The organism is Myxococcus sp. SDU36, from assembly GCF_030168875.1.
GTDB lineage: Bacteria > Myxococcota > Myxococcia > Myxococcales > Myxococcaceae > Myxococcus > Myxococcus vastator.
Genome location: NZ_CP077414.1, coordinates 5,396,580 through 5,417,756 on the forward strand (window position 1 = coordinate 5,396,580; position 21,177 = coordinate 5,417,756).

The 21,177-nt window shown below is 69.4% G+C and carries 24 protein-coding genes and 1 riboswitch; of the genes, 14 read left to right on the plus strand and 10 right to left on the minus strand.

Features of this window, described 5'->3' with window-relative positions:
• Positions 1 to 10: 10 nt before the first annotated feature.
• Positions 11 to 568 (plus strand): hypothetical protein, encoded by a 558-nt coding sequence (locus KGD87_RS21520; RefSeq protein ID WP_284662236.1) that lies wholly within the window; start codon positions 11 to 13, stop codon positions 566 to 568.
• Between the two features lie 9 nt (positions 569 to 577).
• Here the strand turns inward: KGD87_RS21520 and KGD87_RS21525 are convergent, their stop codons facing one another.
• Entirely contained in the window at positions 578 to 1,171 is a 594-nt protein-coding gene (locus KGD87_RS21525; RefSeq protein WP_284662237.1) for a CoA pyrophosphatase, read from the minus strand.
• Between the two features lie 18 nt (positions 1,172 to 1,189).
• Positions 1,190 to 2,083: an undecaprenyl-diphosphate phosphatase gene (locus tag KGD87_RS21530; RefSeq protein ID WP_284662238.1), complete on the minus strand. Its 894-nt coding sequence runs from the start codon at positions 2,081 to 2,083 to the stop codon at positions 1,190 to 1,192.
• Between the two features lie 114 nt (positions 2,084 to 2,197).
• Between KGD87_RS21530 and KGD87_RS21535 the strand changes: the two genes are divergently transcribed.
• Both KGD87_RS21535 and ahcY read left to right on the plus strand, forming a co-directional pair.
• On the plus strand, positions 2,198 to 2,680 hold the full coding sequence (locus KGD87_RS21535) for a YchJ family protein (RefSeq protein ID WP_284662239.1): 483 nt from the start codon (positions 2,198 to 2,200) through the stop codon (positions 2,678 to 2,680).
• An 86-nt stretch (positions 2,681 to 2,766) separates the two neighbouring features.
• Positions 2,767 to 2,840, plus strand: a riboswitch (S-adenosyl-L-homocysteine riboswitch).
• A gap of 91 nt (positions 2,841 to 2,931) precedes the next feature.
• Positions 2,932 to 4,362: an adenosylhomocysteinase gene (ahcY, locus tag KGD87_RS21540; RefSeq protein WP_284662240.1), complete on the plus strand. Its 1,431-nt coding sequence runs from the start codon at positions 2,932 to 2,934 to the stop codon at positions 4,360 to 4,362.
• Positions 4,363 to 4,526: 164 nt separating this feature from the next.
• On the opposite strand, the gene metK is transcribed toward ahcY, so the two are convergent.
• Positions 4,527 to 5,717, minus strand: coding sequence for a methionine adenosyltransferase (metK, locus tag KGD87_RS21545; RefSeq protein WP_284662241.1), 1,191 nt, complete (start codon positions 5,715 to 5,717; stop codon positions 4,527 to 4,529).
• Positions 5,718 to 5,955: 238 nt separating this feature from the next.
• Between metK and KGD87_RS21550 the strand changes: the two genes are divergently transcribed.
• The 11 genes from KGD87_RS21550 to rpsN all read left to right on the plus strand — a co-directional run bounded on the left by KGD87_RS21550 (position 5,956) and on the right by rpsN (position 15,599).
• A complete protein-coding gene (locus KGD87_RS21550) occupies positions 5,956 to 6,531 on the plus strand; it encodes a Tgt2/MlaC family protein (RefSeq protein WP_284662242.1) in 576 nt (191 codons plus the stop codon).
• A gap of 103 nt (positions 6,532 to 6,634) precedes the next feature.
• Positions 6,635 to 8,773, plus strand: coding sequence for a site-specific recombinase (locus KGD87_RS21555; protein WP_350099402.1), 2,139 nt, complete (start codon positions 6,635 to 6,637; stop codon positions 8,771 to 8,773).
• Positions 8,774 to 8,886: 113 nt separating this feature from the next.
• Positions 8,887 to 11,571, plus strand: coding sequence for an efflux RND transporter permease subunit (locus tag KGD87_RS21560; protein WP_284662244.1), 2,685 nt, complete (start codon positions 8,887 to 8,889; stop codon positions 11,569 to 11,571).
• Between the two features lie 70 nt (positions 11,572 to 11,641).
• Entirely contained in the window at positions 11,642 to 12,238 is a 597-nt protein-coding gene (locus tag KGD87_RS21565) for an MXAN_6521/LA_1396 family lipoprotein (RefSeq protein ID WP_284662246.1), read from the plus strand.
• 11 nt (positions 12,239 to 12,249) lie between these two features.
• Positions 12,250 to 12,738, plus strand: a complete 489-nt coding sequence (locus KGD87_RS21570) for an MgtC/SapB family protein (protein WP_284662248.1) — start codon at positions 12,250 to 12,252, stop codon at positions 12,736 to 12,738.
• Positions 12,739 to 12,864: 126 nt separating this feature from the next.
• A complete protein-coding gene (rpmG, locus tag KGD87_RS21575; protein ID WP_176418260.1) occupies positions 12,865 to 13,029 on the plus strand; it encodes a 50S ribosomal protein L33 in 165 nt (54 codons plus the stop codon).
• On the plus strand, positions 13,026 to 14,255 hold the full coding sequence (gene zigA / locus KGD87_RS21580) for a zinc metallochaperone GTPase ZigA (protein WP_284662251.1): 1,230 nt from the start codon (positions 13,026 to 13,028) through the stop codon (positions 14,253 to 14,255). Before rpmG ends, zigA begins: the two co-directional genes overlap by 4 nt.
• Positions 14,255 to 14,851, plus strand: coding sequence for a DUF1826 domain-containing protein (locus tag KGD87_RS21585; protein ID WP_284662253.1), 597 nt, complete (start codon positions 14,255 to 14,257; stop codon positions 14,849 to 14,851). Before zigA ends, KGD87_RS21585 begins: the two co-directional genes overlap by 1 nt.
• 12 nt (positions 14,852 to 14,863) lie before the next feature.
• Complete coding sequence (gene rpmB / locus KGD87_RS21590) at positions 14,864 to 15,100, plus strand: 50S ribosomal protein L28 (RefSeq protein WP_002633194.1); 237 nt, start codon at positions 14,864 to 14,866, stop codon at positions 15,098 to 15,100.
• Complete coding sequence (locus KGD87_RS21595) at positions 15,100 to 15,276, plus strand: hypothetical protein (protein ID WP_284662256.1); 177 nt, start codon at positions 15,100 to 15,102, stop codon at positions 15,274 to 15,276. The genes rpmB and KGD87_RS21595 overlap by 1 nt, the downstream gene beginning before the upstream one ends.
• Before the next feature lie 17 nt (positions 15,277 to 15,293).
• Positions 15,294 to 15,599 (plus strand): 30S ribosomal protein S14, encoded by a 306-nt coding sequence (gene rpsN, locus KGD87_RS21600; protein ID WP_284662257.1) that lies wholly within the window; start codon positions 15,294 to 15,296, stop codon positions 15,597 to 15,599.
• A gap of 19 nt (positions 15,600 to 15,618) precedes the next feature.
• Here the strand turns inward: rpsN and KGD87_RS21605 are convergent, their stop codons facing one another.
• The 7 genes from KGD87_RS21605 to KGD87_RS21635 all read right to left on the minus strand — a co-directional run bounded on the left by KGD87_RS21605 (position 15,619) and on the right by KGD87_RS21635 (position 20,825).
• Entirely contained in the window at positions 15,619 to 16,068 is a 450-nt protein-coding gene (locus KGD87_RS21605) for a hypothetical protein (protein WP_284662259.1), read from the minus strand.
• A gap of 119 nt (positions 16,069 to 16,187) precedes the next feature.
• Complete coding sequence (ptsP, locus tag KGD87_RS21610; protein ID WP_284662260.1) at positions 16,188 to 18,059, minus strand: phosphoenolpyruvate--protein phosphotransferase; 1,872 nt, start codon at positions 18,057 to 18,059, stop codon at positions 16,188 to 16,190.
• A 46-nt stretch (positions 18,060 to 18,105) separates the two neighbouring features.
• Positions 18,106 to 18,384, minus strand: a complete 279-nt coding sequence (locus tag KGD87_RS21615; RefSeq protein WP_163783964.1) for an HPr family phosphocarrier protein — start codon at positions 18,382 to 18,384, stop codon at positions 18,106 to 18,108.
• Between the two features lie 17 nt (positions 18,385 to 18,401).
• Positions 18,402 to 19,169: a PTS system mannose/fructose/sorbose family transporter subunit IID gene (locus tag KGD87_RS21620; protein ID WP_284662262.1), complete on the minus strand. Its 768-nt coding sequence runs from the start codon at positions 19,167 to 19,169 to the stop codon at positions 18,402 to 18,404.
• The gene (locus KGD87_RS21625) at positions 19,166 to 19,882 is read right to left on the minus strand and encodes a PTS sugar transporter subunit IIC (RefSeq protein ID WP_284662263.1); all 717 of its coding nucleotides are present in this window, start codon (positions 19,880 to 19,882) and stop codon (positions 19,166 to 19,168) included. Before KGD87_RS21625 ends, KGD87_RS21620 begins: the two co-directional genes overlap by 4 nt.
• 4 nt (positions 19,883 to 19,886) lie before the next feature.
• Positions 19,887 to 20,372: a PTS sugar transporter subunit IIB gene (locus KGD87_RS21630; protein WP_284662265.1), complete on the minus strand. Its 486-nt coding sequence runs from the start codon at positions 20,370 to 20,372 to the stop codon at positions 19,887 to 19,889.
• 33 nt (positions 20,373 to 20,405) lie between these two features.
• The gene (locus KGD87_RS21635; protein ID WP_140795462.1) at positions 20,406 to 20,825 is read right to left on the minus strand and encodes a PTS sugar transporter subunit IIA; all 420 of its coding nucleotides are present in this window, start codon (positions 20,823 to 20,825) and stop codon (positions 20,406 to 20,408) included.
• Positions 20,826 to 21,177: the final 352 nt, after the last annotated feature.

The following is a 21,177-nucleotide window of genomic DNA, read 5'->3' on the forward strand; positions in this document are numbered from 1 at the left end:
GACCTGCCCAATGAACCCGACTCGTGACATTTTTGATGAGGCCCTGGAGTGGCCCCTCTCGAAAATGAATGCATGGCTAGGCCGGCTCACCCTGGGCGGGGCCGTAGAGGGCAAGCCCTTCAACTGGGATGTCTTCGCGTTCACCATCGCAGCGCGAGCACGTGAGGAAAGAAGCACTGACTGGGCCCACGTCGCCCTTCGCATCTACGATGCCCTCGCGAAACAACCTCCCTTGGGAGCGACAGAGCACTCGTTCATGCTTTCGGCGATGAACTTGCGGGCAGGACTGATCTCCGAACTGGGCGAACGCGAAGGTGACCCCGTCCTCGACTCGGAGCCCATCGTCGCGTGGGTCCAGCGCCTCACGACGATATCGCTGGAGGAAGCGTCACGATGGATGGCGCTGGCGCAGGAAGACTTCCGCGCCATCCCCATCGAGAAGCTCCTCGTCATGCGTCGGATCAAGCACGGGCTCAACACCCTGGCCCACGCCCTGCCCAAGACGAACGTGGAGCAGAAGCACCCTGAACTGGTCCCCTGGCTCCAGTTCAGGACCCGCCTGCCCTGACGCGGAGCCCTACCTCAGCCCGCCAGGCGCCTGCGTCACATGGTTCAGGAAGTCGCGAAGAATCCGCGCCGTCGCCCCCCAGATGACGTGCGTCCCATACGTGTAGAAGTACAGGTCCCGCTCCGCCCCCAGGATTTCCATCCGCTCCACGCGGAGGATGGACGGGTCCAAGAGGCCCGACAGCGGCACCTCCAGGATGAAGGCCACCTCCTCGGGGCTCGGCCGGTACTTCCCGTCCCCGGGAATCACCCCCACGAAGGGCCGCACCCGGTACTGCGAAATCGTGGGCACCTCATCCAGCATGCCCAGCACCCGCACGCCGCGCCGGTCGATACCCAGCTCCTCTTCCGTCTCCCGCAGCGCCGTGTGCAGGGGCGTGGCGTCCTCGGGGTCCCTGCCTCCTCCCGGGAAGCTGTACTGGTCCGCGTGCGTCCGCAGCGTCGCGGGCCTGCGCGTGAAGAGCACGTGAGGCACGCCGTCCCGCTCGAACACCGGCACCAGCACCGAGGCCTCCCGCAAGGTCCACCCCGGCAGGTGCACCTCACGCGCCGGCCGCGAGGACAGCCGTGACTCCAGTGTCTGGAACAGCACCTCCACACTCACGGCCCACGTCCTCTCACGCTAGTCGGTGAGCTGCTTCTCCACCGGCGGCGTCCCCGGCTCACCCGGAACCTCCACGTTCTCCGCGCCCGACATCGGGCGCAGCTTCCCCGTCTGGAGCAGCGCCAGCAGCAGCACGCCCAGCGCCACGCGGTACACCACGAACACCAGCGTCGTCCGCGTGCGCAGGAAGCGCAGCAGCCACGCGATGGCCGCCATGCCCGACACGAAGGCCACCAGCGTCCCCACCCACAGCGCCATGGCGGACGGCCGCGTCTGCGCCTCCAGCAGGTGCTTGAGCTCGAAGACGCCCGCCAGCGTGGTGGCCGGAATGGACAGCAGGAACGAGTAGCGCGCCGCGTCCTCGCGCTTGAGGCCCAGCGACAGGCCGCCCGTCAGCGTCGTGCCAGCGCGGGACGCGCCCGGAATCAACGCCAGCGCCTGCCACATGCCGATGAGGATGCCATCCTTCCACCGCATGTCCGCCAACGTCCGCTGGTGCGAGGCCCGCTTCTCCACCACGAGCAGGATGAGGGCGAGCACGATGAGGCTCCCCGAAATCACGTAGAGCGAGCGGAACTCGTTCTCGATGAACTTCTTCAGCGTCAGCCCGGCGATGCCCACGGGCAGCGTGCCCACCAGGACGAACCACGCCAGCCGCGCCTCCAGCGTGCCGAAGGGCTCGCGCCGCGCCAGCCCCCGGAAGAAGGCCGCCACCAGCGACACGATGTCCTTGCGGAAGTAGATGAGCACGGCCGCCACCGTGCCCAGTTGGATGACCGCCGAGTACGCCGCGCCCGGGTCCCTCCAGCCGAACAGCTCCGGCGCGATGCGCAGGTGCGCAGTGGAGCTGATGGGCAGGAACTCCGTGAGACCCTGGACCAGACCCAGGACAATGGCTTCGAGGAGGCTCATAGGGTGCGGCCCCCGGATGTATGCCCGCTCTCCCCGCCCAGCAAGGGTGTTCCACCGCCTCTGTACGCACGAACACCCACGGCCCACGCGGGACGGGTAGGCTCGGACCGCACCATGCCCCCTGCCCCCCTCTGTCCCTGCTCCTCCGGCCTGCGCTACCGCGAGTGCTGCGCGCCCTTCCACCGCGGCGAGTCCGAGCCGCCCGACGCCGAGCGCCTCATGCGCAGCCGCTACAGCGCCTTCGCCCTGCGAGAGGTGGCCTGGCTGTGGCAGACGCTGCACCCCAGCCACCCGGACCGCGCGCGCCCCCAGGACGAGGTGCTGCGCGAGCTGCGCGCCTTCGCCCAGGCGCACCAGTACCCGAAGCTGGTGGTGATGGACCGCCGGGCTCCGGACGCCGACGGGCTGGCGCAGGTGCTCTTCTTCGCCAAGGTGTTCGAGAAGGGGAAGGACCGCTCCTTCGTGGAGCGCTCCGACTTCCGCCATGACGGCGCCGGCTGGCGCTACCTGTCCGGCACGGCGCTGGCTCCCAAGCAACTGGCCGTCCCACTGGAGTCCCTCACGCTCGCCACGTTCCCTGGCCAGGTGGGCGTCTGAAAGTGGATGAAGCAGGCTGTCCGCCCGCCCTGGGGGCCGGCAGTCTCCCGTTGAAATGAAGGGGCCCTTTTCGTAGGTTCCCCGCTGACTTCGAGGAGCGCTGCGAGGCCGGACATGGCCCCAGGCTCGAAGCGGAATCACCCAACGGCGCTCACCTGTCCGCGTCTCTTGCGAGGGTGAGTCGTCGCAGCATCCACACCGACCATTCCCGAGCCCGGGGCGCCGCGCCCGCTGGACCAGGAGCCATTGCCATGACCGCCGCAACCAAGTCCCAGAAGCAGGATTACGCCATCGCCGACCTTTCGCTCGCCGACTGGGGCCGCAAGGAAATCCGCATCGCCGAGAGCGAGATGCCCGCGCTCATGGCCATCCGCGAGGAGTACGCCAAGACGCAGCCGCTCAAGGGCGCGCGCGTGACGGGCTCGCTGCACATGACCATCCAGACGGCCGTGCTGGTGGAGACGCTCCAGGCCCTGGGCGCCGAGGTCCGCTGGGCGTCGTGCAACATCTACTCCACGCAGGACCACGCCGCCGCCGCGCTGGTGAAGGTCGGCACGCCCGTGTTCGCGCACAAGGGCGAGTCCCTCAAGGAGTACTGGGACTTCACCCACCGCATCTTCGACTTCGGCCCCGCGGGCAGCGAGCACGAGGGTCCGAACATGATTCTGGACGACGGCGGTGACGCCACGCTGCTCATGCACCTGGGCAAGCGCGCGGAGAAGGACGCCAGCGTCCTGGCCAACCCCCAGAGCGAGGAAGAGCGCGAGCTGTACGCCGCCATCAAGGCGAAGCTGGCCGAGGACGCCACCTGGTACACGCGCAAGAGCGCGAAGATTCTGGGCGTCACCGAGGAGACGACCACGGGCGTGCACCGCCTCCAGGAGATGTCCGTCAAGGGCACGCTCCTGTTCCGCGCCATCAACGTCAACGACAGCGTGACGAAGAGCAAGTTCGACAACCTGTACGGTTGCCGTGAGTCCCTGGTGGACGGCATCAAGCGCGCCACCGACGTGATGGTCGCCGGAAAAATCGCCGTCGTCGCGGGCTACGGCGACGTGGGCAAGGGCTCCGCGCAGGCGCTGCGCGCGCTGTCCGCCCAGGTGTGGGTGACGGAGATCGACCCCATCTGCGCGCTCCAGGCGGCCATGGAGGGCTACCGCGTCGTCACCATGGACTACGCCGCGGACAAGGCGGACATCTTCGTGACGGCCACCGGCAACAAGGGCGTCATCACGCATGACCACATGGCGAAGATGAAGGACCAGGCCATCGTCTGCAACATCGGCCACTTCGACAATGAAATCGAGGTCGCCGCCCTGGAGAAGTACCAGTGGGAGGAGATCAAGCCGCAGGTCGACCACGTCATCTTCCCGGACAACAAGCGCATCATCCTGCTGGCCAAGGGCCGGCTGGTGAACCTGGGCTGCGGCACCGGCCACCCCAGCTACGTGATGTCCAGCTCGTTCGCGAACCAGACCATCGCGCAGATTGAGCTGTACTCGCAGAGCGCCAACTACGAGGTCGGCAAGGTGTACGTGCTGCCCAAGCACCTGGACGAGAAGGTCGCTCGCCTCCAGCTCAAGAAGCTCAACGCGCAGCTCACCGAGCTGAGCCAGGAGCAGGCCGACTACATCGGCGTGAAGACCTCCGGCCCGTACAAGCCGGACACCTACCGCTACTGAGCGGTCCGCTGTCGCCCTCGCCCGCCTGTCCCGGGGCGAGGGCCCGCCCTGGCGGAAGCCTTGAAGCACCACGGGCCGCCTCCCTCCCTGGGAAGCGGCCCGTGTGCTTGCGGGCCCTCACGCGCCGGCGAGGCGGCGTGAGGCCCGAATCGAAGCGCCCTGCCTCAGACGGCCTTCAGGCGGCGGCTACCCGACGGCGTGGCGCCCTTGGCGGCATCCCGCAGCGCGTCCTTCTTCTCCTCGATGCGCTCCCAGGAGAACTCCTTCTCCGTGCGGCCGAAGTGCCCGTAGGCGGCGGTCTTCTGGTAGATGGGCCGCAGCAGGTTCAGGTACTCGGTGATTTCGCGCGGGCGCAGGCCGAACGTCTTGCGGACGGCCAGGGCGATGCGCTCCTCCGGGACCGTGGCGGTGCCGAAGGTCTCCACCATGACGCTGACGGGCTCGGCCACGCCGATGGCGTAGGACACCTGCACCTCGCAGCGCCGGGCCAGGCCCGCGGCCACCACCGTCTTGGCGATGTGCCGGCCCATGTACGCGGCCGAGCGGTCCACCTTGGACGGGTCCTTGCCGCTGAACGCGCCGCCACCGTGACGGCCCATGCCGCCGTAGGTGTCCACGATGATCTTCCGGCCCGTCAGGCCGGAGTCGCCCATGGGGCCACCGACCACGAAGCGGCCGGTGGGGTTGATGAAGAACTTCGTCTTGTTGTCGATGAGCTTCTTGGGCAGCGCCTTCGCGATGACGTCCTCGCGGATGGCCTCTTGAATCTTCTTGTTGGAGACCTCATCCGAGTGCTGCGTGGACACCACCACCGCGTCGATGCGGACGGGGCGGCCTTCGCGGTACTCCACCGTCACCTGGCTCTTGCCGTCCGGGCGAATCCACGGGTGCTGCTTGCGGCGCGCGTCCGCCAGGCGGCGGGTGAGGGCGTGGGCGTAGTGGATGGGGGCCGGCATCAGCTCCGGCGTCTCGTCGCAGGCGAAGCCGAACATCATGCCCTGGTCGCCGGCGCCCTGGTCCTTCTTGTTGTCGACACCCCGGGCGATGTCCTGACTCTGCCCTTCGATGGCCACCATGACGCCGCAGGTGTTGCCGTCGTAGCCCATGGCGCTGTCGGTGTACCCGATGCGGCAGATGGTGCTGCGGACGATTTTCGGGATGTCCACGTAACAGTTCGTCGTCACCTCACCCGCGACGATGGCGAGGCCCGTCTTGACGAGCGTCTCCACGGCGACGCGCGCCTGAGGGTCCTTGGCGATGATGGCATCCAGCACACCGTCGGAGATCTGATCGGCGATCTTGTCCGGGTGGCCTTCAGTGACGGATTCAGACGTGAACAGGAAGTCGGTAGGCATGTCGTCTCAGAGGCTGCGCTGACAGTGCGCGAAAGCCGGACACTAAACGTGGCGTCCTAGAGGAGTCAAACGCGCAAGCGGGCCGCATCATTCAACTTTTCGGAACCCGCCAGCGCCTGGCGACCCGGCGACGACGGCCGCATGGCCGCTCCCCGCCCCAGCATGAATTTCGCGAGGCGCCGGACGTTCCCTTGGGCTAACAGACGTCCGCGCATCCGCTCTGGAGGAACAGCCCGACATGAACGCCCGCTACCGTACCCTCGCCTTCCTGGCCACCTTCGCCGTCGCCCTCCCCGCGCTCGCCGCGAAGGACGACCCCATCGCCAAGCCGGTGAAGACCGTGGTGCAGTCCGTGCGCTACGAGCGCGACGCCCTGGCCCTCAAGCACTTCGGCAGCGAGGAGCAGGGCAAGTTCCTCCTCGGCGACAACTGGGACAAGGGCACCGCCGCGCAGCGCAAGGAGTTCGTCACGCTGTTCCAGGACCTCTTCGCGAACATCGCCTTCCCTCGCGTGCGGGAGAACTTCAAGAACCTGGACACCATCACCTACGAGCCCTCCCAGGTGCAGGGCGCCGAGGCCACGGTGGCCTCCACCGTCTTCATCAAGCACCCGCTGAAGACGCAGGAGATGAAGCTCAAGTACCGGCTGGTGAAGGAGGCCGCCGCCTGGAAGGTCGTGGACGTGACGGTGCTGGGCTCGTCCATGCTCCAGGACATCCGGGATACGCAGGTGACGCCGCTGATGGCGAAGGGCGGCTGGGACCTCTTGCTGGAGCGCATGCGCGCGGAGCTGGCGAAGGTGAAGAAGAAGTAGCCCGCACCTGCCCGGCGGCCGGGCCACCAGGCTGCCCGGCCGCCCGCTGTTTTCGCGGGGTCCGCGCATCGCGTAGAGTCGCCTCCCCCCTCGTCCCTGGCCGATGACCGACCCCGCCCTCGCGCAGCCCCCCGCCCCCAGGGCGCAGCCCTCCGCTCGTGAGGTGGACGCGTTCTGCATGCAGTACGCGCCCCGGGCGCCGGGCCACTCCGCCGTGCGGGACTTGTACCGGCTGCTGTGCGACGTGCCCGAGGGCGCCCTGGAGGGCCGGCTCCAGTGGGTGGAGCGCTGGATGCAGTGGCTGCGCGAGCGCATCCCCGCCCACGCGCTGGTGGACGCCTCCGAACCGGAGGTCTCCGCCGCCGACAGCCGGCTGGCCCTGATGGTGCGCGTGCTGGACGGCGAGCCCGCCATGCGCGCGGCCCTCACAAGGCTGGTGTCCGCCGTGTTCGAGGGAAGCCGGGGCCTCAAGCTCTTCGCCCAGGTGGGCCTGCCCGCAGGACAGGGCTTCTTCGCGGAGGCGTCGGACCGGCTCGCCCGTTCACTGCTGCCCGCCCCTCCGGAGCCCGGCAAGCTGTCGGAGCTGCTCTTGCGCCTGTGCCCGGACCCGGACGACGCGGACTGGCTGGCGCGGCTGGCCCCCGCGCGGCTCGCGCAGCTCGCGGCGCTGGTCGGCGAACCCGCGTCGCCAGAGCCCATGCCCGCCGCCCGCGTGCGCGCGGACCTGATGGACGCGCTGCTGCTGCTGGCGGTGCAGGCGGCGGCCCTGGGCATGGCCGAGGACGTGCGCGACCGCAGCCCGGAGACGTCCTTCCGCGCCTCGCCCTTCCTGCGGATGCGGCTGGTCTGTGACGCCGTCCTCGCGCGCGACGCGGCGGCGGACACGCTGCGGGACTTGTCGCAATGCGTGGCGGACTGCCGCCAGGTGGTGGGCAGCGTGTCACGCCACCTGGAGGACGCGGGCGTCAGCGTGGACCTGGTGTACCGGCTGGAGCGCATCCACCGGGTCCTGGAGCGCATGGAGGCCATTGCCCGCGTGCTGGGGGCCGCTCGGGGCGAGCCGCGCTGGCGCGAGGCCATGACGCTGGTGTCGGACCTGCTGCGGCGCGCGCACGCGGACCGCTCCGTGGTGGAGCTGGTGAAGCGCAACGTGCGGATGCTGGCGCGCAAGGTCATTGAACGCGCGGGGCACTCCGGCGAGCACTACATCACCAGCACCCGCGAGGGCTTCCACGCCTTGGTGCACTCCGCGGCGGGCGGCGGGCTGGTGACGGCGGTGGCGGTGGCCCACAAGACGTTCCTGTCGGGCTTGATGCTGGCGCCCTTCTTCACCTTCCTGGCCGTGGGCCTCAACTACGCCCTGGCCTTCCTCCTCATCCAGGCGCTGGGCTTCACCCTGGCCACCAAGCAGCCGTCCGTGACGGCGGCCACGCTCGCGGGCGCGGTGGGCGAAGGCGCCCGGGGTGAGCGGCTGGCGAGCCTGGTGGAGCTCATCCCGCGCATCACCCGCTCCCAGTTGGCGGCCTTCGTGGGCAACCTGGGCGTGGTGGCCCCTGCGGCCGTCGTGTTCGCGCTGGGGTACCAGCTCAGCACCGGCCAGGCCTTCATGAGCCCGGCCAAGGCCCAGGCCACGGTGGCCTCCCTGCACCCGTGGAAGAGCGGCACGCTGATATTCGCCGCCATGACGGGCGTCATGCTGTGGATGAGCAGCGTGGCGGGCGGGTGGCTGGAGAACTTCGTGGTGTACCGGCGGCTGCCCGAGGCGCTGGCCCACCACCGCGTGCTGCGGCGGCTTCTGGGAGAGGCGCGCGCCCGGCGGCTGGCGGAGGGCTTCCAGCACGCGGCCTCCGGCCTGGGGGCCAACGTGACGCTGGGCTTCCTGCTGTCCCTGGGGCCGGTGGTGGGCGGCTTCTTCGGGCTGGGGCTGGACGTGCGCCACGTCACCTTCGTGCTCGGCTCGCTCTCCCTGGCGGGCACGGCGCTGGGGCCTGGCGCGGTGCTCCAGCCGGAGTTCCTGGCCGCGCTGGCGGGCATGTCCCTCACCGGCCTCATCAACTTCGGGGTGTCCTTCTCGCTCGCGCTGGGGGTGGCCGTCCGCGCCCGGGACGTCCCGACCCGCGAGGCCCTGCCCTTCCTGCGCGCGGTGCTCGCGCACCTCGTGAAGGACCCGCGCTCGTTCCTTTTGCCCCCCAAGGAACCGGAAAACGACGTGCTGCGGGTCTCCGCGCCGCCCGCCCCCTGAGCACGGGCCTGGGGCGCCCCCCGGCATGACGCGGGCGTCCGCGGCAGGGCAGCGGCCTGGCGGCCGGGCTTTGCCTTTCAGGCCCGGGCGTTTGCCGGTAGGGTCACCGCCGCATGAGCGGCGATAGAAACCCGAACTCCCACTCCCGATTCGCCCAAGCCTTCGCCGGACTGCTGGTCCGCAGGCCCGGGGCCGTCCTCCTGGTGATGCTGGCCGTGCTGGCCGTGTCGCTGTGGGGGACGTCGAAGCTGCACATCAACTCCAACCAGCTCGACCTCATCTCCCAGGACCTGGACGAGGTGAAGGACGTCAAGCAGGTCATCGACATGGTGGGCGGCAGCGGCTTCCTCATGGTCGCCCTGCGCTCGTCGGATGAGGCCGCGCTCAAGCGCACCGCCGACGACCTCGCGACGCTCATGCAGGAGGACACGGAGTACGTCCGCAACGTCTCCTACAAGCTGCCCGTCGAGTTCATCCAGCAGAACATGGTCCTCTTCGTGAAGACGGAGGACCTGGTCGAGGGCAAGCGCCGCATCATGGCGTTCCTGCGCGACAAGCTGAAGCGCAGCAACCCGTTCTTCATCGACCTGGGCGGCTCCGAGCCCGTCGAGCTGAACATGCAGGACCTGGTCGACAAGTACTCTTCCATTGGAAAGAAGAGCATCCGCGACGACTACAACATCTCCGACGACAAGAAGATGCTCCTGCTGCTCGTCAAGCCGATGTGGGACAACACCGAAATCGGCAAGACGAAGGCCTACCTGGAGCGGCTCAAGGGCCAGCTCGACGCGTACTCCGCGCAGCCGGGCAAGGTGAAGCTGGAGGAGGACTACCAGCGGATGGGCGACGGGGAGCGCATCGCCTACGGCTTCACCGGCTCGTACAAGACGACGGTGGATGACTCCTACGCGATTGAAGAGTCGCTGGAGCCGGTGACGCTCATCGCCCTGGGTGCCATCTTCCTCATCACCATCCTCTTCTTCCGCAAGCTGGCGCCCACGTTCCTCGTCGTGACGGGGACGGTGGTGGGCACGCTGTACACGCTGGGCTTCACCTACGCGACGGTGGGTGAACTGAACATGATTACGTCCATCCTGGGCGGCATCCTGCTCGGCTTCGGCATCGACTACGGCATCCACTTCGTCTTCCGCACGCGGCTGGAGCTGGGCGCGGGCAAGCCGTATGACGTGGCCATCCGGGACGCGGTGATGAACGCGGGCCGTCCGGCCGCGGTGGCCGCGGTGGTGACGGCGGGCTCCTTCTTCGTGCTGATGGTCAGCGAGTTCCGCGGCTTCAGCCAGTTCGGCTTCCTGGCCGGCGCGGGCACGCTCATCCTGGGCCTGACGCTGTTCTGCTGGAGCGCGGCGATTCTGGCGCTGGCCGGCCGCATCAACCCGGAGCTGCCCCAGAAGCTCATCGGCGTGATGAAGCCGCCGCCCACCAACTCCGCCACCACCGGCAAGGAGCTGCGCATCCCCAAGCCGAAGTGGGTGCTGGGCATCAGCACCACCATCGTCGCGCTCATCTGCGCCGCCGCGGTGCCCTGGGCCGGTTCGGAGGAGCCGCCCAAGGGCGTGGAGCTGGGCTTCTTCGAGCGCCTCAAGTACGGCGTGAGCTTCAACTACAACACCCGCGCGCTCATCCCCGACGGCATGTCGTCCGTGCTGCTCCAGGACGAAATCAACGAGCGCTTCAACATCTCCAGCGACCCGATGGCCATCTACACCAAGGACCTGGACGAGGCCGAGGGTGTGTACCGGGAGCTGACGCAGAACCCGGAGAAGTACCCCTCCATCGACCAGGTGGTGAGCATCTTCACCTTCGTGCCCCCGGCGGAGACGGCCGCGGCCAACGCCAAGGTGCTGGAGGAGTGGAAGGCGGAGATGCAGCAGTTGGAGGACGAAGGCTTCTCCGTCGCCGCGCTGCCGCCGGAGATGCAGGCCAACGCGGACTTCTTCAAGAAGGTGCTGGACGCCAGGCCCTTCGACGTCCACGGCGTGCCGCCCAACTACACCGCCCAGTTCCGCAACCTGCCCTCCGCGAAGCCGGAGAACCACGGCTACCTCACGTTCATCTACGCGAGCGTGGACCTGCTGGACGGCCAGAAGATGCTGAAGTTCTCCGACGAGACGAAGGTCATCAAGGCCGCGTACACGCCGGGCAGGTATGACCAGGACGCGTGGGACCCCAAGGCCCCCACGGTGGAGAAGGAGTTCCGCGCCGCGGGCGCCACGCAGCTCTACGCGCGGCTGGCGCGCATCGTCCTCTGGGACGGCAAGGTGACGGTGGTGCTCACCGCGCTCTGGATTCTGGCCATGCACTTCCTGGACTTCCGCAACGCGAAGCTGGCGCTGGCGTCCGTGATTCCGCTGGGCGTGGGCGTGGCGATGATGCTGGGCATCATGGCGCTGACGGGGCTGCGCCTGAACTTCATGAACATCATCATCCTGCCCATCCTCCTGGGCTTCGGGGTGAGTCACGGCCTGTACCTGCTCCACCGCTTCCTGGAGGGCACCTCCCCCCTGGTGGCCCTGCGCAGCGTGGGAGCGGCCGTCGCGTCCTCCACGCTCACCGCGGTGGTGGCCTTCGCGGCGCTGCTGGCCGCGGCCCACAACGGCCTGCGCTCCATGGGTCTGGTCGCGTGCATTGGCCTCATCACCACGCTGGTGGTGTCCTTCACGGTGCTGGCCGCGGTGATGCAGCTCATGTACGACCGGCGTCAGCGCGAGTCGGGCGCGTCCTCGGGTGGGGGCGGCGCGGCTGGCGGTGGCAAGGACTCCGAGCCGAAGGCGGCCTGAGCCGCCCTGGCCCGGGCGTGCACCTGAAGGAGGCCCCCTTCCCGCGGGAGGGGGCCGGGAGAGGGACATCATGATGAAGCGACTGTTGCCCGTGCTCGGGCTGGGCCTGCTGTCCGGATGCTCCGCGGTGAAGAATCAGCGGCTGCGCGGTGACTACGACACGGTGGACAAGCACCAGGTGAAGCGCCTGGTGGTGGTGACGCAGCCGCTGCCCGACGGCAAGGTCGCCGTGGGCGAGCTGTGGAGCCTCATCGCCCGCCAGTGGGTGAACCAGAACCGCGACTTCCTGGTGAAGGAGAGCGCGGCGCTGCCCGACGTGCCCACGGACGCCACGTTCAAGGCCCTGTGCGTGGAGGGGCTGGAGGGCGTGCTCTGGCTGTCCCCCCAGATTCAGCTCCGGGGCAGCGGCGCGGAGGCCGCGGTGAGCGCGAAGCTGGTGCGCTGCCGCGACGGCGAAGAGGTCTGGGCCGCCGACGCCGCCGGGAGCTGGAACACCAAGGACGAGGACTACGCGCAGCGCGTGAGCCAGTACGTCCAGGAGCTGGGTGAAGAAGTGGCGCCCTACGTGGTGCCCTCCAGCAAGCTGCTGACGGCCGCGCTGGACACCTTGCCCAATCCCGAACTGAGCGAAGCGGACAAGGACGAGAAAATCGAGCTGGGTGAGTAGGCTCCCCGCTCGTGGATGAGCGGACCGTCGCGCTGAGACTGGCCCTGGCCGCCCTGCTGGGGGGCGTGTTGGGCCTGGAGCGTGAGGTGCGCGGCCAGGCGGCCGGGTTGCGCACCCACATCCTCGTCTGCCTGGGCGCGTGCTGCTTCACCCTGGCCAGCGTCTTCATCGAAGTGGCGCTGGGCTCCGGCACGCCCGAGGGCACCCGGGGCGACATTGGCCGCATCGCCAGCCAGGTGGTGGTGGGCATCGGCTTCCTGGGCGCGGGCGTCATCCTGCGCCACAACGGCCAGGTGAAGGGCCTGACGACGGCGGCCAACCTCTGGCTCACCGCCTCCGTGGGCCTGGCCGCCGGCCTGGGCTTCTACTTCGCCGCCCTCACCACCATGGCCATTGCCCTGCTGTGCCTGGCGGGCCTGCGCCCCCTGGAGCGCGTCATCAGACGCTACCGCCAGCGGCGGAGCGCGACGCGCGACGTGGACGAAGACGCCGAGGTTTAGCGACGCCCGCTCCCCGGACGTCCGGCCCGCGCTGTTGCTTGCGCCATTAACGCAACTTGGTTACAACAACACCCAGGAAACCACTACCACCGTCCCGGCCTGACTCCGCGGCGGCCGGAGCCCACCATGCCCAAGGGAAACCGCACCATCATCCAGCTCGTGTCGTCGGCGGGGACTGGCTACGTCTACACGACGACGAAGAACAAGCGGAAGTCGCAGGAGAAGCTCCAGCTGAAGAAGTACGACCCGCGCGTGCGCAAGCATGTGCTGTTCGTGGAGGGCAAGCCGTGACGGTGCCCGCGACCCGGCTGCCCGTCACGGTGCTCTCCGGCTTCCTGGGGGCGGGCAAGACGACGCTGCTCAACCACGTCCTCCAGAACCGGGAGGGCCTGCGGGTGGCGGTCATCGTCAACGACATGAGCGAGGTGAACATCGACGGTCGGCTGGTGAAGACGGGCGGCGCGCTGAGCCGGGTGGACGAGAAGCTGGTGGAGCTGTCCAACGGCTGCATCTGCTGCACGCTGCGCGAGGACCTGCTGCTGGAGGTCTCCCGGCTCGCCCGGGAGGGCCGCTTCGACTACCTGCTCATCGAATCCACCGGCATCTCCGAACCCTTGCCCGTCGCGGAGACGTTCACCTTCACGGACGAGCAGGGGCAGAGCCTGTCGGACGTGGCGCGGCTGGACACGCTCGTCACGGTGGTGGACGCCCTCAACTTCCTGCGGGATTGGAACGCCGCGGATGACCTCGCGGCGCGCGGACTGGCCGCGGCGGACGAGGACGAGCGCACCGTGGTGGACCTGCTGGTGGAGCAGGTGGAGTTCGCGGACGTGCTCGTCCTCAACAAGACGGACCTCGTCCCGGCGGAGGAGCTGGCCCGGCTCAAGGACATCCTGCGCAAGCTCAACCCGGAAGCGAACCTCGTCACCTCCGAGCGGGGCCGAGTGCCCCCCTCCGCCGTGCTCAATACCGGCCGCTTCGACTTCGAGCGCGCGCGGCGCGCCCCGGGCTGGCTCAAGGAGCTGCGGGGCGAGCACACGCCGGAGACGGAGACCTACGGCATCCGCAGCTTCGTCTTCCGAAGCCGCGTGCCCTTCCACCCCGCGCGGCTGTGGGACTTCATCCACGAGAGCTGGAAGGGCGTGCTGCGCTCCAAGGGCTTCTTCTGGCTCGCCACGCGGATGGACATCGCCGGCGTCTGGGCCCAGGCGGGCGGCGCCTGCAGCTTCGAGCCCGGCGGCGTGTGGTGGGACGCGATGCCCCGCGCCGAGTGGCCGGAGGAGGCCCAGGCGCGCGCCGACATCGAGCGCGAGTGCGTGGGCCCGCACGGCGACCGGCGGCAGGAAATCGTCTTCATCACCCAGGACGCGGACCACGAGGAGATGGCACGGCTGCTCGAGGCCTGCCTGCTCACGCCGGCGGAGCTGGCGCGCGGGCCCCAGCACTGGGCGCGCCTGGAAGACCCGTTCCCCGAATGGCAGGTGCAGCGGACGGACGAGGACGAGGAGCACGCCTGATGCAGCCCGCCCTCCGCCCCCGCGCATTTCCCGCGCAGGCCTTCGTGTGGACGCCCGAGGAGCTCGCGGACATCTACCGAGAGGACCTCAACCTCTGCGTGTGGCGCCGGGGGCTGGACACGCCCCTGGCGCACTGGCTCAGCGACGTGGCGGCCACGCGCGAGCTGGACGTCATCGCCCGCGTGCGGGCCGACGCGCCGGACTTGCGGCGCTGGCTGGACGGACTCCCGCAGGGCCCCCAGTTCGAGGCCTGGCTCGCGGACGTGCACTTCCTGCTGCGCCTCTACACGGACCTGTTCGGCGCGGCCGAACTGGGCGTGCGCCTCCACATCCTGGCCAGCGCCATGTGTCCAGCCTTCCACGTAGACCGCGTGGGCGTCCGGCTGCTCTGCACCTACGCGGGGCCCGCCACCGAGTGGCTGGAGAACGCGCACGTCGCGCGCGGCGAGCCCGTCCACGCGTTGGAGCGCTTCGACGTGGCGCTCCTCAAGGGCGAGTCCTGGCCCGGCAACCAGGGCAACGGCGCCGTGCACCGCTCCCCCGCCATCGCCGACAGTGGCCAGCGGCGGCTCTTTCTTTCCATTGAAGCACTCTAAGAGGAACTCTCCATGTCGAAGGTCTGCCAGGTCACCGGAAAGCGGCCGCTCGTCGGCAACACCGTCTCCCACGCCAACAACCGGCACAAGCGGCGCTCGCTGCCGAACCTCCAGTGGCACCGCTTCTGGGTGCCCAGCATGAACCGCTTCGTGAAGCTGCGAGTGAGCGCGCACGGCATCCGCATCATCAACCAGCGCGGCATCGACCGCGTGGTGCGGGAGCTGCTCGCGGAGGGAGTGAAGCTCTGATGCGCCGCCGCGATGGACGCTCCACCTGTCCGCCCCGCCTCCGGGCCGCCGCGCGGCACCAGCCTCATGGCCGTGAGTTCGCGCCCCCGCTGCTCGTCGACGTCGCGGCGGACGACGCGGACGAAGCCCCGGCGCCGCCCTCCCACCTCAACGTCGTCCCTCCCCCAAGCCCCTGAGCGAGAAAGACACAGCCATGGCGAAGAAGAGCAAGGTCGCGCGCAACGAGCAGCGCAAGGCCCTGGTCGCGAAGTACGCGAAGCGCCGCGCGGCGCTGAAGGCAAGCATCCGCGACCTCACCCTGTCTCATGAGGAGCGGCGGGCGGCGCAGGACGCGCTGGCGGCCCTGCCCCGCGACGCGAACCCCAACCGCGTGACGAACCGCTGCGCGCTGACGGGGAGGCCTCGGGGCAACCTGAGGCGCTTCGGCCTGTCGCGCATCGCGTTCCGTGAGAAGGCGCTCCGGGGAGAGATTCCCGGCGTCATCAAGTCGAGCTGGTGAGCCACGCCGCGGCGGCCGCTCAGTGGCGCGTGTGCCGCCGCGCCTCCGAGGAAGGCGCCTCGCGACGAGGCGCCGCTTCGCCCTCCCCGCTGGCCCACTGCCGCGCCATGCCGGAGGGCTCCCGGGCCGAAGACGACACCGGGGGCTCTTCGTCGGCGTCGTCGTACGCCCAGCCCAGTCCGCCCGTCAAATCGTGCTGGAGCGGCAGGCCCGCCGTGGTGGAGGCGCGCCGCGCGGGCGCCAGGGCCTCCGGCTTGAGGTCCGGCAGGTGCGACAACTCCTCACGCAGGTAGACATCCTCGCCGTCGATGTCCGCCACATCCGAGAAGGACCTCCGGCAGTCGCGCGTGAAGAGGCGCCCCCTGCCGATGAAGAAACCCGCCGCGTCCGCGGCGATGATGGTGCCGACCTTCTCACCGTCCCGGTCTCTCGCGGTCATACCCATCTGGATGTTCGCGGGATTGAACATGCTTGCTCCTGGAGCGAGCCCCTGCGCTCGTCCCGGCAAGGTGCACACGACGGCTCGCGTCCGGAATCCCCTCCGGGTCCGGTAGGCATGTTGGCAAGCCACCGCCGTCCGCTCCGCCCTCACGGGCGCGGCGGCGTCAAGCCGTGTTCCGTCCCGAGGGCGGCGCCCCCGTGCTCGGAGGGCTCGTGGTCCGTGGGCTCCGCGTTCCCTACACCCGGCGCGCCCGGCTCCATCGTCTCACTGAAGCGGCGGTCCATCTCCGTGCGCACGTAGCGCTCGATTTCCTCCGCCGTGGTCAGCTCCATGGCGTTCTGCAGCAGCTCCATGGCGTCCACGCGGCTCACCCGGCGCAGGAAGCGCTTCACCACCGGAATCTGCCCCGACGTCATGGACAGCTCGTCGAAGCCCAGCGCCAGCAGCATCAGCGTGTAGAGCGGATCTCCCGCCATCTCCCCACACATGGACACGGGGATGTTGGCCGCCCGGCCCGCGTCGATGATGCCGCGCAGTTGCCGGAGCACGGACAGGTGGAGGGGCCGGTAGAGGTAGGCGACCTCGCGATTCTGGCGGTCGATGGCCAGCGAGTACTGGATGAGGTCGTTGGTCCCCACCGAGAAGAAGTCCGCCTCCTGGGCCAGCCGGTCGGCGATGGTGGCCGCGCTGGGCGTCTCCACCATGATGCCCACGGGGAAGCGCTTGCCCACGGGCACCCCCGCGCGGCCCAGCTCCGTGCGGCAGGCCTCCAGCTCGCTGCGGGCCTCGCGCAGCTCACTCACCCCGCAGATGAGGGGGAACATCAGCCGCAGGTTGCCGTGCACGCTGGCGCGCAGCACGGCGCGCAGCTGGGTGCGGAACAGCTCCCGGTTGGACAGGCAGTAACGGATGGCCCGCAGGCCCATGGCCGGGTTGGGTTCCTTCTCGTGCTTCGTCTTGCCCGGCACCTTGTCGCCGCCCAAATCCAAGGTGCGGATGGTGACGGGGCGTCCGCCCATGGCCTCCAGCACCTGGCGGTAGGCGCGGTAGTGCTCCTCCTCGGTGGGCGCCGTCTTCCGGTCCAGGAACATGAACTCGGTGCGGTACAGGCCAATGCCCTCCGCGCCGTGCGCCAGCAGCGAGGGGATTTCCTCCAGGAACTCGATGTTGCCGTAGAGGCGAATCTGGAAGCCGTCGGTGCTGACCGCGGGCAAATCCTTGGTCGCCAGGGCCAGCCGCTCGCTCTCCTGGTGGCGGCGCTGCTCCTCGCGGAAGACGGCGAGCTGTTCGTCCGAGGGGTTCACCAGCACCACGCCCCGGATGCCATCCATGGCCACCAGGTCGCCCGGCGAAATCTGTTCGCTGGCCCGGCCGGCGCCCACCACCGCGGGCGTCTCCCGGGCGCGGGCGACGATGGCGGTGTGGCTCGTCTGGCCACCCAGGTCCGTCACGAAGCCCCCCACCCGGCCGCTGCGCGCCATCAGCGCCGCGTCCGCCGGGGACAAGTCGTGCGCGACGACGATGGCCTGCGCGGGGACCTCCACTTCCTCGTCCACCACCTGCCCCATCAGGTTGCGGATGATGCGGTCGGCGACGTAGTCCACGTCCGAGCGGCGCTCGCGGAAGTACTCGTCCGGGATGTTGTCGAACAGGTGCTTGATTTTGCGCGCCACCCGCCGGACGGCCCACTCGGCGTTGATGCGGTCCTCGATGATGAGCCGGTTCACCTCGTCCACGAGCATGGGGTCGTGGAGCATCAACCGGTGCGCCTCCAGGATGAGGGCGTGGTCGCTGCCCTCGGTGCGCGTAATCTGGTCCTTCAGCTCGGCGAGCTGGCGGTCGGACAGGTCGATGGCCGTCTTCATCCGCATCCGCTCGGGCTCGACCTCCGCCTCCGCCAGCCGCAGCTTGGGCGTGCGGATGCGTTTGCGGTCCAGGATGAAGGCGTGCCCCACCGCCACGCCGGGAGAGGCGCCGATGCCCAACAACCTCAAAGTGGGGGTGGCCTGGCTGCTCACGGTTCCTTCCGCTCCTGTCCGTCTACCGCGTTTTTCGAAAGACCCTTCACTGCGCCTCGCCGAACCGGTCTCCAATGAGCTTCGCCAGCTCCTGGAGACAGGCCTCCGCGTCGTCGCCCTTGCAGGTGAGCTTCACCTGGGTGCCCTGGGCCGCCGCGAGCATCAGCACGCCCATGATGGATTTGGCATTGGCCTGCTGTCCCTGGGCTTCGATGGTGACCTCGCTCTTGAACCGGTTGGCCACCTTGACCATCTGCGCCGCGGCCCGGGCGTGCAGCCCCAGCGCGTTGATGATCTCGTATGTCCCTTCGACCACGCTTGCCATCGCGACTCCCACTCTCCTTAGAGGAATGCTCCCGCCACGCAGGCCAGGCCCGCCGCGACATAGAGCACCACGTAGTTCGGCACCCGACGGCTGACCAGCACGTAGGACGCCACCCCCAGGGCCAGGCACCCAGCCGCCAGCAGGGGCGCATACAGCCCACCCGCGTTGGCCCCGAATGACACCGCCAGCCAGGCGGCCACACCGCCCGCGCTCGCCGCCGCCACCGCCCGCAGCCGGGCCCCCCGCGCGGGGAGGTTGGCGCGAGCCACTGCTTCCACCAGCCTGTCACCCAGTGTCAGGCCCAGCCAATACAGGCGAACCCGTAGCAGCAGGTGCACCAGGTTGTAGAGCACCAGGAACAGCGGCACCGCCCACACCCCCAGCAGCGGCACCAGCGCGGCGCTCACCGCCCCCGTCGCGGGCTTGAGGGACAGCCAGAAGAAGCCGTCCCCCAGCGCGGCCAGGGGCCCCATGAGCGCGGCCTTGAAGGCCACCACCTTGTCCGGCGTCTCCTCGCCCCGGGCGATGCGCTCTTCGTGGTTGATGACGCCGCCGACAATCGCCGCCGCGACGTAGGGGTGCGTGTTGAAGAAGACCAGATGCCGGCGCACCGCTTCCTCGCGCGCGGGCCCCCGCGGGTACAGCGCCATCAGCGCGGGGTAGACGGCGTAGGCCAGCCCCAGGTTCTGCATGCCCTTGGGGTTCCACGACGCCTGGAGGAAGAGCGAGCGCAGGAAGACGCGCAGCAGCACGCCGAAGGAGAGCGCGGCCTGGGGCGTGTTCATCGGTCCTCCAGGAGGAGGACACACACGACGGACACCGTCACCACCGCCGCGCCCAGCCCCGCGTAGAGCGGCGCGCGCCGCGCGTGGCTGCCCTGCGCCGCGATGGCCGCCGCCACGGACGCCATGGCCGGCCAGGCCCACGCGAGCCCGCGCACCACCACGGGGGGCAGCGCCTGGAGCAGCGGCTCGATGAAGAAGCCCAGCAGCGCGCAGAGCGCGGTCAGCGCGCCGTACACGGCGAAGTGGGGCCACATGCCCCACAGGTTCTGCCGCATGGCGCGGGTGAGGTTCCCCGCCTCCGCGGAGGCCAGCGCCACCCGGGCCAGCCGCGCCGTGTAGCCCTCCAGCAGCCGGTCACCCCTGCGGCCCACGCGCCCCAGGCCGATGAAGAGCAGCACGGCGAGCGCCCAGATGGCCGGCGTGGAGCCCGCGCCCGTGGCCGCGGACAGCGTGGCCGCGGCGGCGCTGGCGCCGGTGGCCGCCAGGGTGTCGTTCTCCGGCAGCGCGGCGCCCAGGTTGGCGGTGCCCAGGAAGAACAGCTCCAGGAGCATGCCAATGGCCAGGCCCGACGCCACGTCATCGAGCAGGGCGCCCATGACCGTGGCGGCGACCAGGGGCCGGGACAGCATGGCCTGGAGGAACGCCTTGCGCTCCAGCGCCACCAGTCCGCCCCACAGCCCCGCGAGCGCCACCTGGGTCCAGACGACGCTCACGCGCTCACCCGGCCTTCGCCCACCGCTCGCGGAGGTCCGGCAGGTCCACGGGCTTCTCGGCGGGCACCGCGCGGGCCGTCACCCGGACGCCCTGGTCGGCCAGTTGCTGGAGCGTCTTCAGTTCGGCCTCCGCCAGGAAGACGGACGGGGAGACCTGCCTGCGGCCGGTGCCGAAGTGCACGTTGCCCAGGTTCAGCTCATCCATCGCCAGCCCATGCGCGTGCGCGAAGGGCACCGAGGCCACATCCCTCAGCAACACCAGGGTGCGCGCCCCGTCCTTGGACAGGGCGGCGAAGTCCACCTGGGACAGGGGCAGAATCTGCACCTCGATGGCGCTCTGCACGGCCAGGGCCATGGCCGCTCGGATGAGAGGGCTGGAGGCCGCCTCGTCATCCGCGACGACCACTCGGGAGACCTTGAGGAACGGGAGCCAGGCCTCGACGACCTGACCATGGATGAGGCGGTTGTCGACGCGGACCAGGGTGATCACGGCAGTCTCGAATCGCCGACCCGCGCGGGTCCGTCAAGTTCGCGGCTGCTGTGCCTCGCGAAGCAGGGCGGATGCGCAGGTGATGTTGCGCTGGCCGTGGGAAGCCAGCTGGTTGGCCATCTCCGGTAGCGACAGCTCCTCCGAGCGGAGCGAGTTCGCCTTCAGCAGCATGGGCAGGTTGACGCCAGCAAGGACCTCCACATTCATTCGCTGACACATCATCAGCGACTCCTTACAGGGCGTACCTCCGAAGAGGTCGGCCAGGATGATGACACCCGCACCCTCATCCACGCGGGCAATCGCCTGCTTCATCTTCGCCCGGATATCCTCGACAGGAGTCCCAGGCTCGATGTTGCAGGTTGCCACCGCGGGAAGCTCTCCCACGATCTGCTCCGCGGTGGAGACCAGCTCCTCCGCCAGACGTCCGTGCGCTGCGACGACGAGGCCGACCATGTCCGCTCCTGACCAACCCCCCGAAGCTGCGTCCTACGCCTGAACGCTGCGCCACGCAACTCCGGCGAAAGTTTCCGCCCTGACCTCTGACCTAAGCTGCCTCTTCCTACCTCGAAAGCTAAGACGACCACAGCGGTGATGCCCGAAATTTCGGGTCCGGCCGCGCACAGGGCTGTCGCCTGCCGGACGGGGGAGCGACACCGCTTCCCCCACACTCTATGAGATGCGGCGGCGACTTTCAGGATGCGTTGAGATGGGCGCCAATCATTAGGCGCCGTATCAACCGCCAGGGCGGCGAGCAGGCATCCGGAGGTCGTCTTTGACGCCCGTTTTCGGCACGGCGGATTACTTG

Coding starts and splice junctions, on each gene's coding strand:
- KGD87_RS21520 (WP_284662236.1), top strand. CDS start 11: ATGAACCCGACTCGTGACATTTTTGATGAGGCCCTGGAGTGGCCCCTC.
- KGD87_RS21530 (WP_284662238.1), bottom strand. CDS start 2,083: ATGAGCCTCCTCGAAGCCATTGTCCTGGGTCTGGTCCAGGGTCTCACG.
- KGD87_RS21535 (WP_284662239.1), top strand. CDS start 2,198: ATGCCCCCTGCCCCCCTCTGTCCCTGCTCCTCCGGCCTGCGCTACCGC.
- ahcY (WP_284662240.1), top strand. CDS start 2,932: ATGACCGCCGCAACCAAGTCCCAGAAGCAGGATTACGCCATCGCCGAC.
- metK (WP_284662241.1), bottom strand. CDS start 5,717: ATGCCTACCGACTTCCTGTTCACGTCTGAATCCGTCACTGAAGGCCAC.
- KGD87_RS21550 (WP_284662242.1), top strand. CDS start 5,956: ATGAACGCCCGCTACCGTACCCTCGCCTTCCTGGCCACCTTCGCCGTC.
- KGD87_RS21555 (WP_350099402.1), top strand. CDS start 6,635: ATGACCGACCCCGCCCTCGCGCAGCCCCCCGCCCCCAGGGCGCAGCCC.
- KGD87_RS21560 (WP_284662244.1), top strand. CDS start 8,887: ATGAGCGGCGATAGAAACCCGAACTCCCACTCCCGATTCGCCCAAGCC.
- KGD87_RS21565 (WP_284662246.1), top strand. CDS start 11,642: ATGATGAAGCGACTGTTGCCCGTGCTCGGGCTGGGCCTGCTGTCCGGA.
- rpmG (WP_176418260.1), top strand. CDS start 12,865: ATGCCCAAGGGAAACCGCACCATCATCCAGCTCGTGTCGTCGGCGGGG.
- KGD87_RS21585 (WP_284662253.1), top strand. CDS start 14,255: ATGCAGCCCGCCCTCCGCCCCCGCGCATTTCCCGCGCAGGCCTTCGTG.
- rpmB (WP_002633194.1), top strand. CDS start 14,864: ATGTCGAAGGTCTGCCAGGTCACCGGAAAGCGGCCGCTCGTCGGCAAC.
- KGD87_RS21595 (WP_284662256.1), top strand. CDS start 15,100: ATGCGCCGCCGCGATGGACGCTCCACCTGTCCGCCCCGCCTCCGGGCC.
- rpsN (WP_284662257.1), top strand. CDS start 15,294: ATGGCGAAGAAGAGCAAGGTCGCGCGCAACGAGCAGCGCAAGGCCCTG.
- KGD87_RS21605 (WP_284662259.1), bottom strand. CDS start 16,068: ATGTTCAATCCCGCGAACATCCAGATGGGTATGACCGCGAGAGACCGG.
- KGD87_RS21615 (WP_163783964.1), bottom strand. CDS start 18,384: ATGGCAAGCGTGGTCGAAGGGACATACGAGATCATCAACGCGCTGGGG.
- KGD87_RS21620 (WP_284662262.1), bottom strand. CDS start 19,169: ATGAACACGCCCCAGGCCGCGCTCTCCTTCGGCGTGCTGCTGCGCGTC.
- KGD87_RS21635 (WP_140795462.1), bottom strand. CDS start 20,825: ATGGTCGGCCTCGTCGTCGCAGCGCACGGACGTCTGGCGGAGGAGCTG.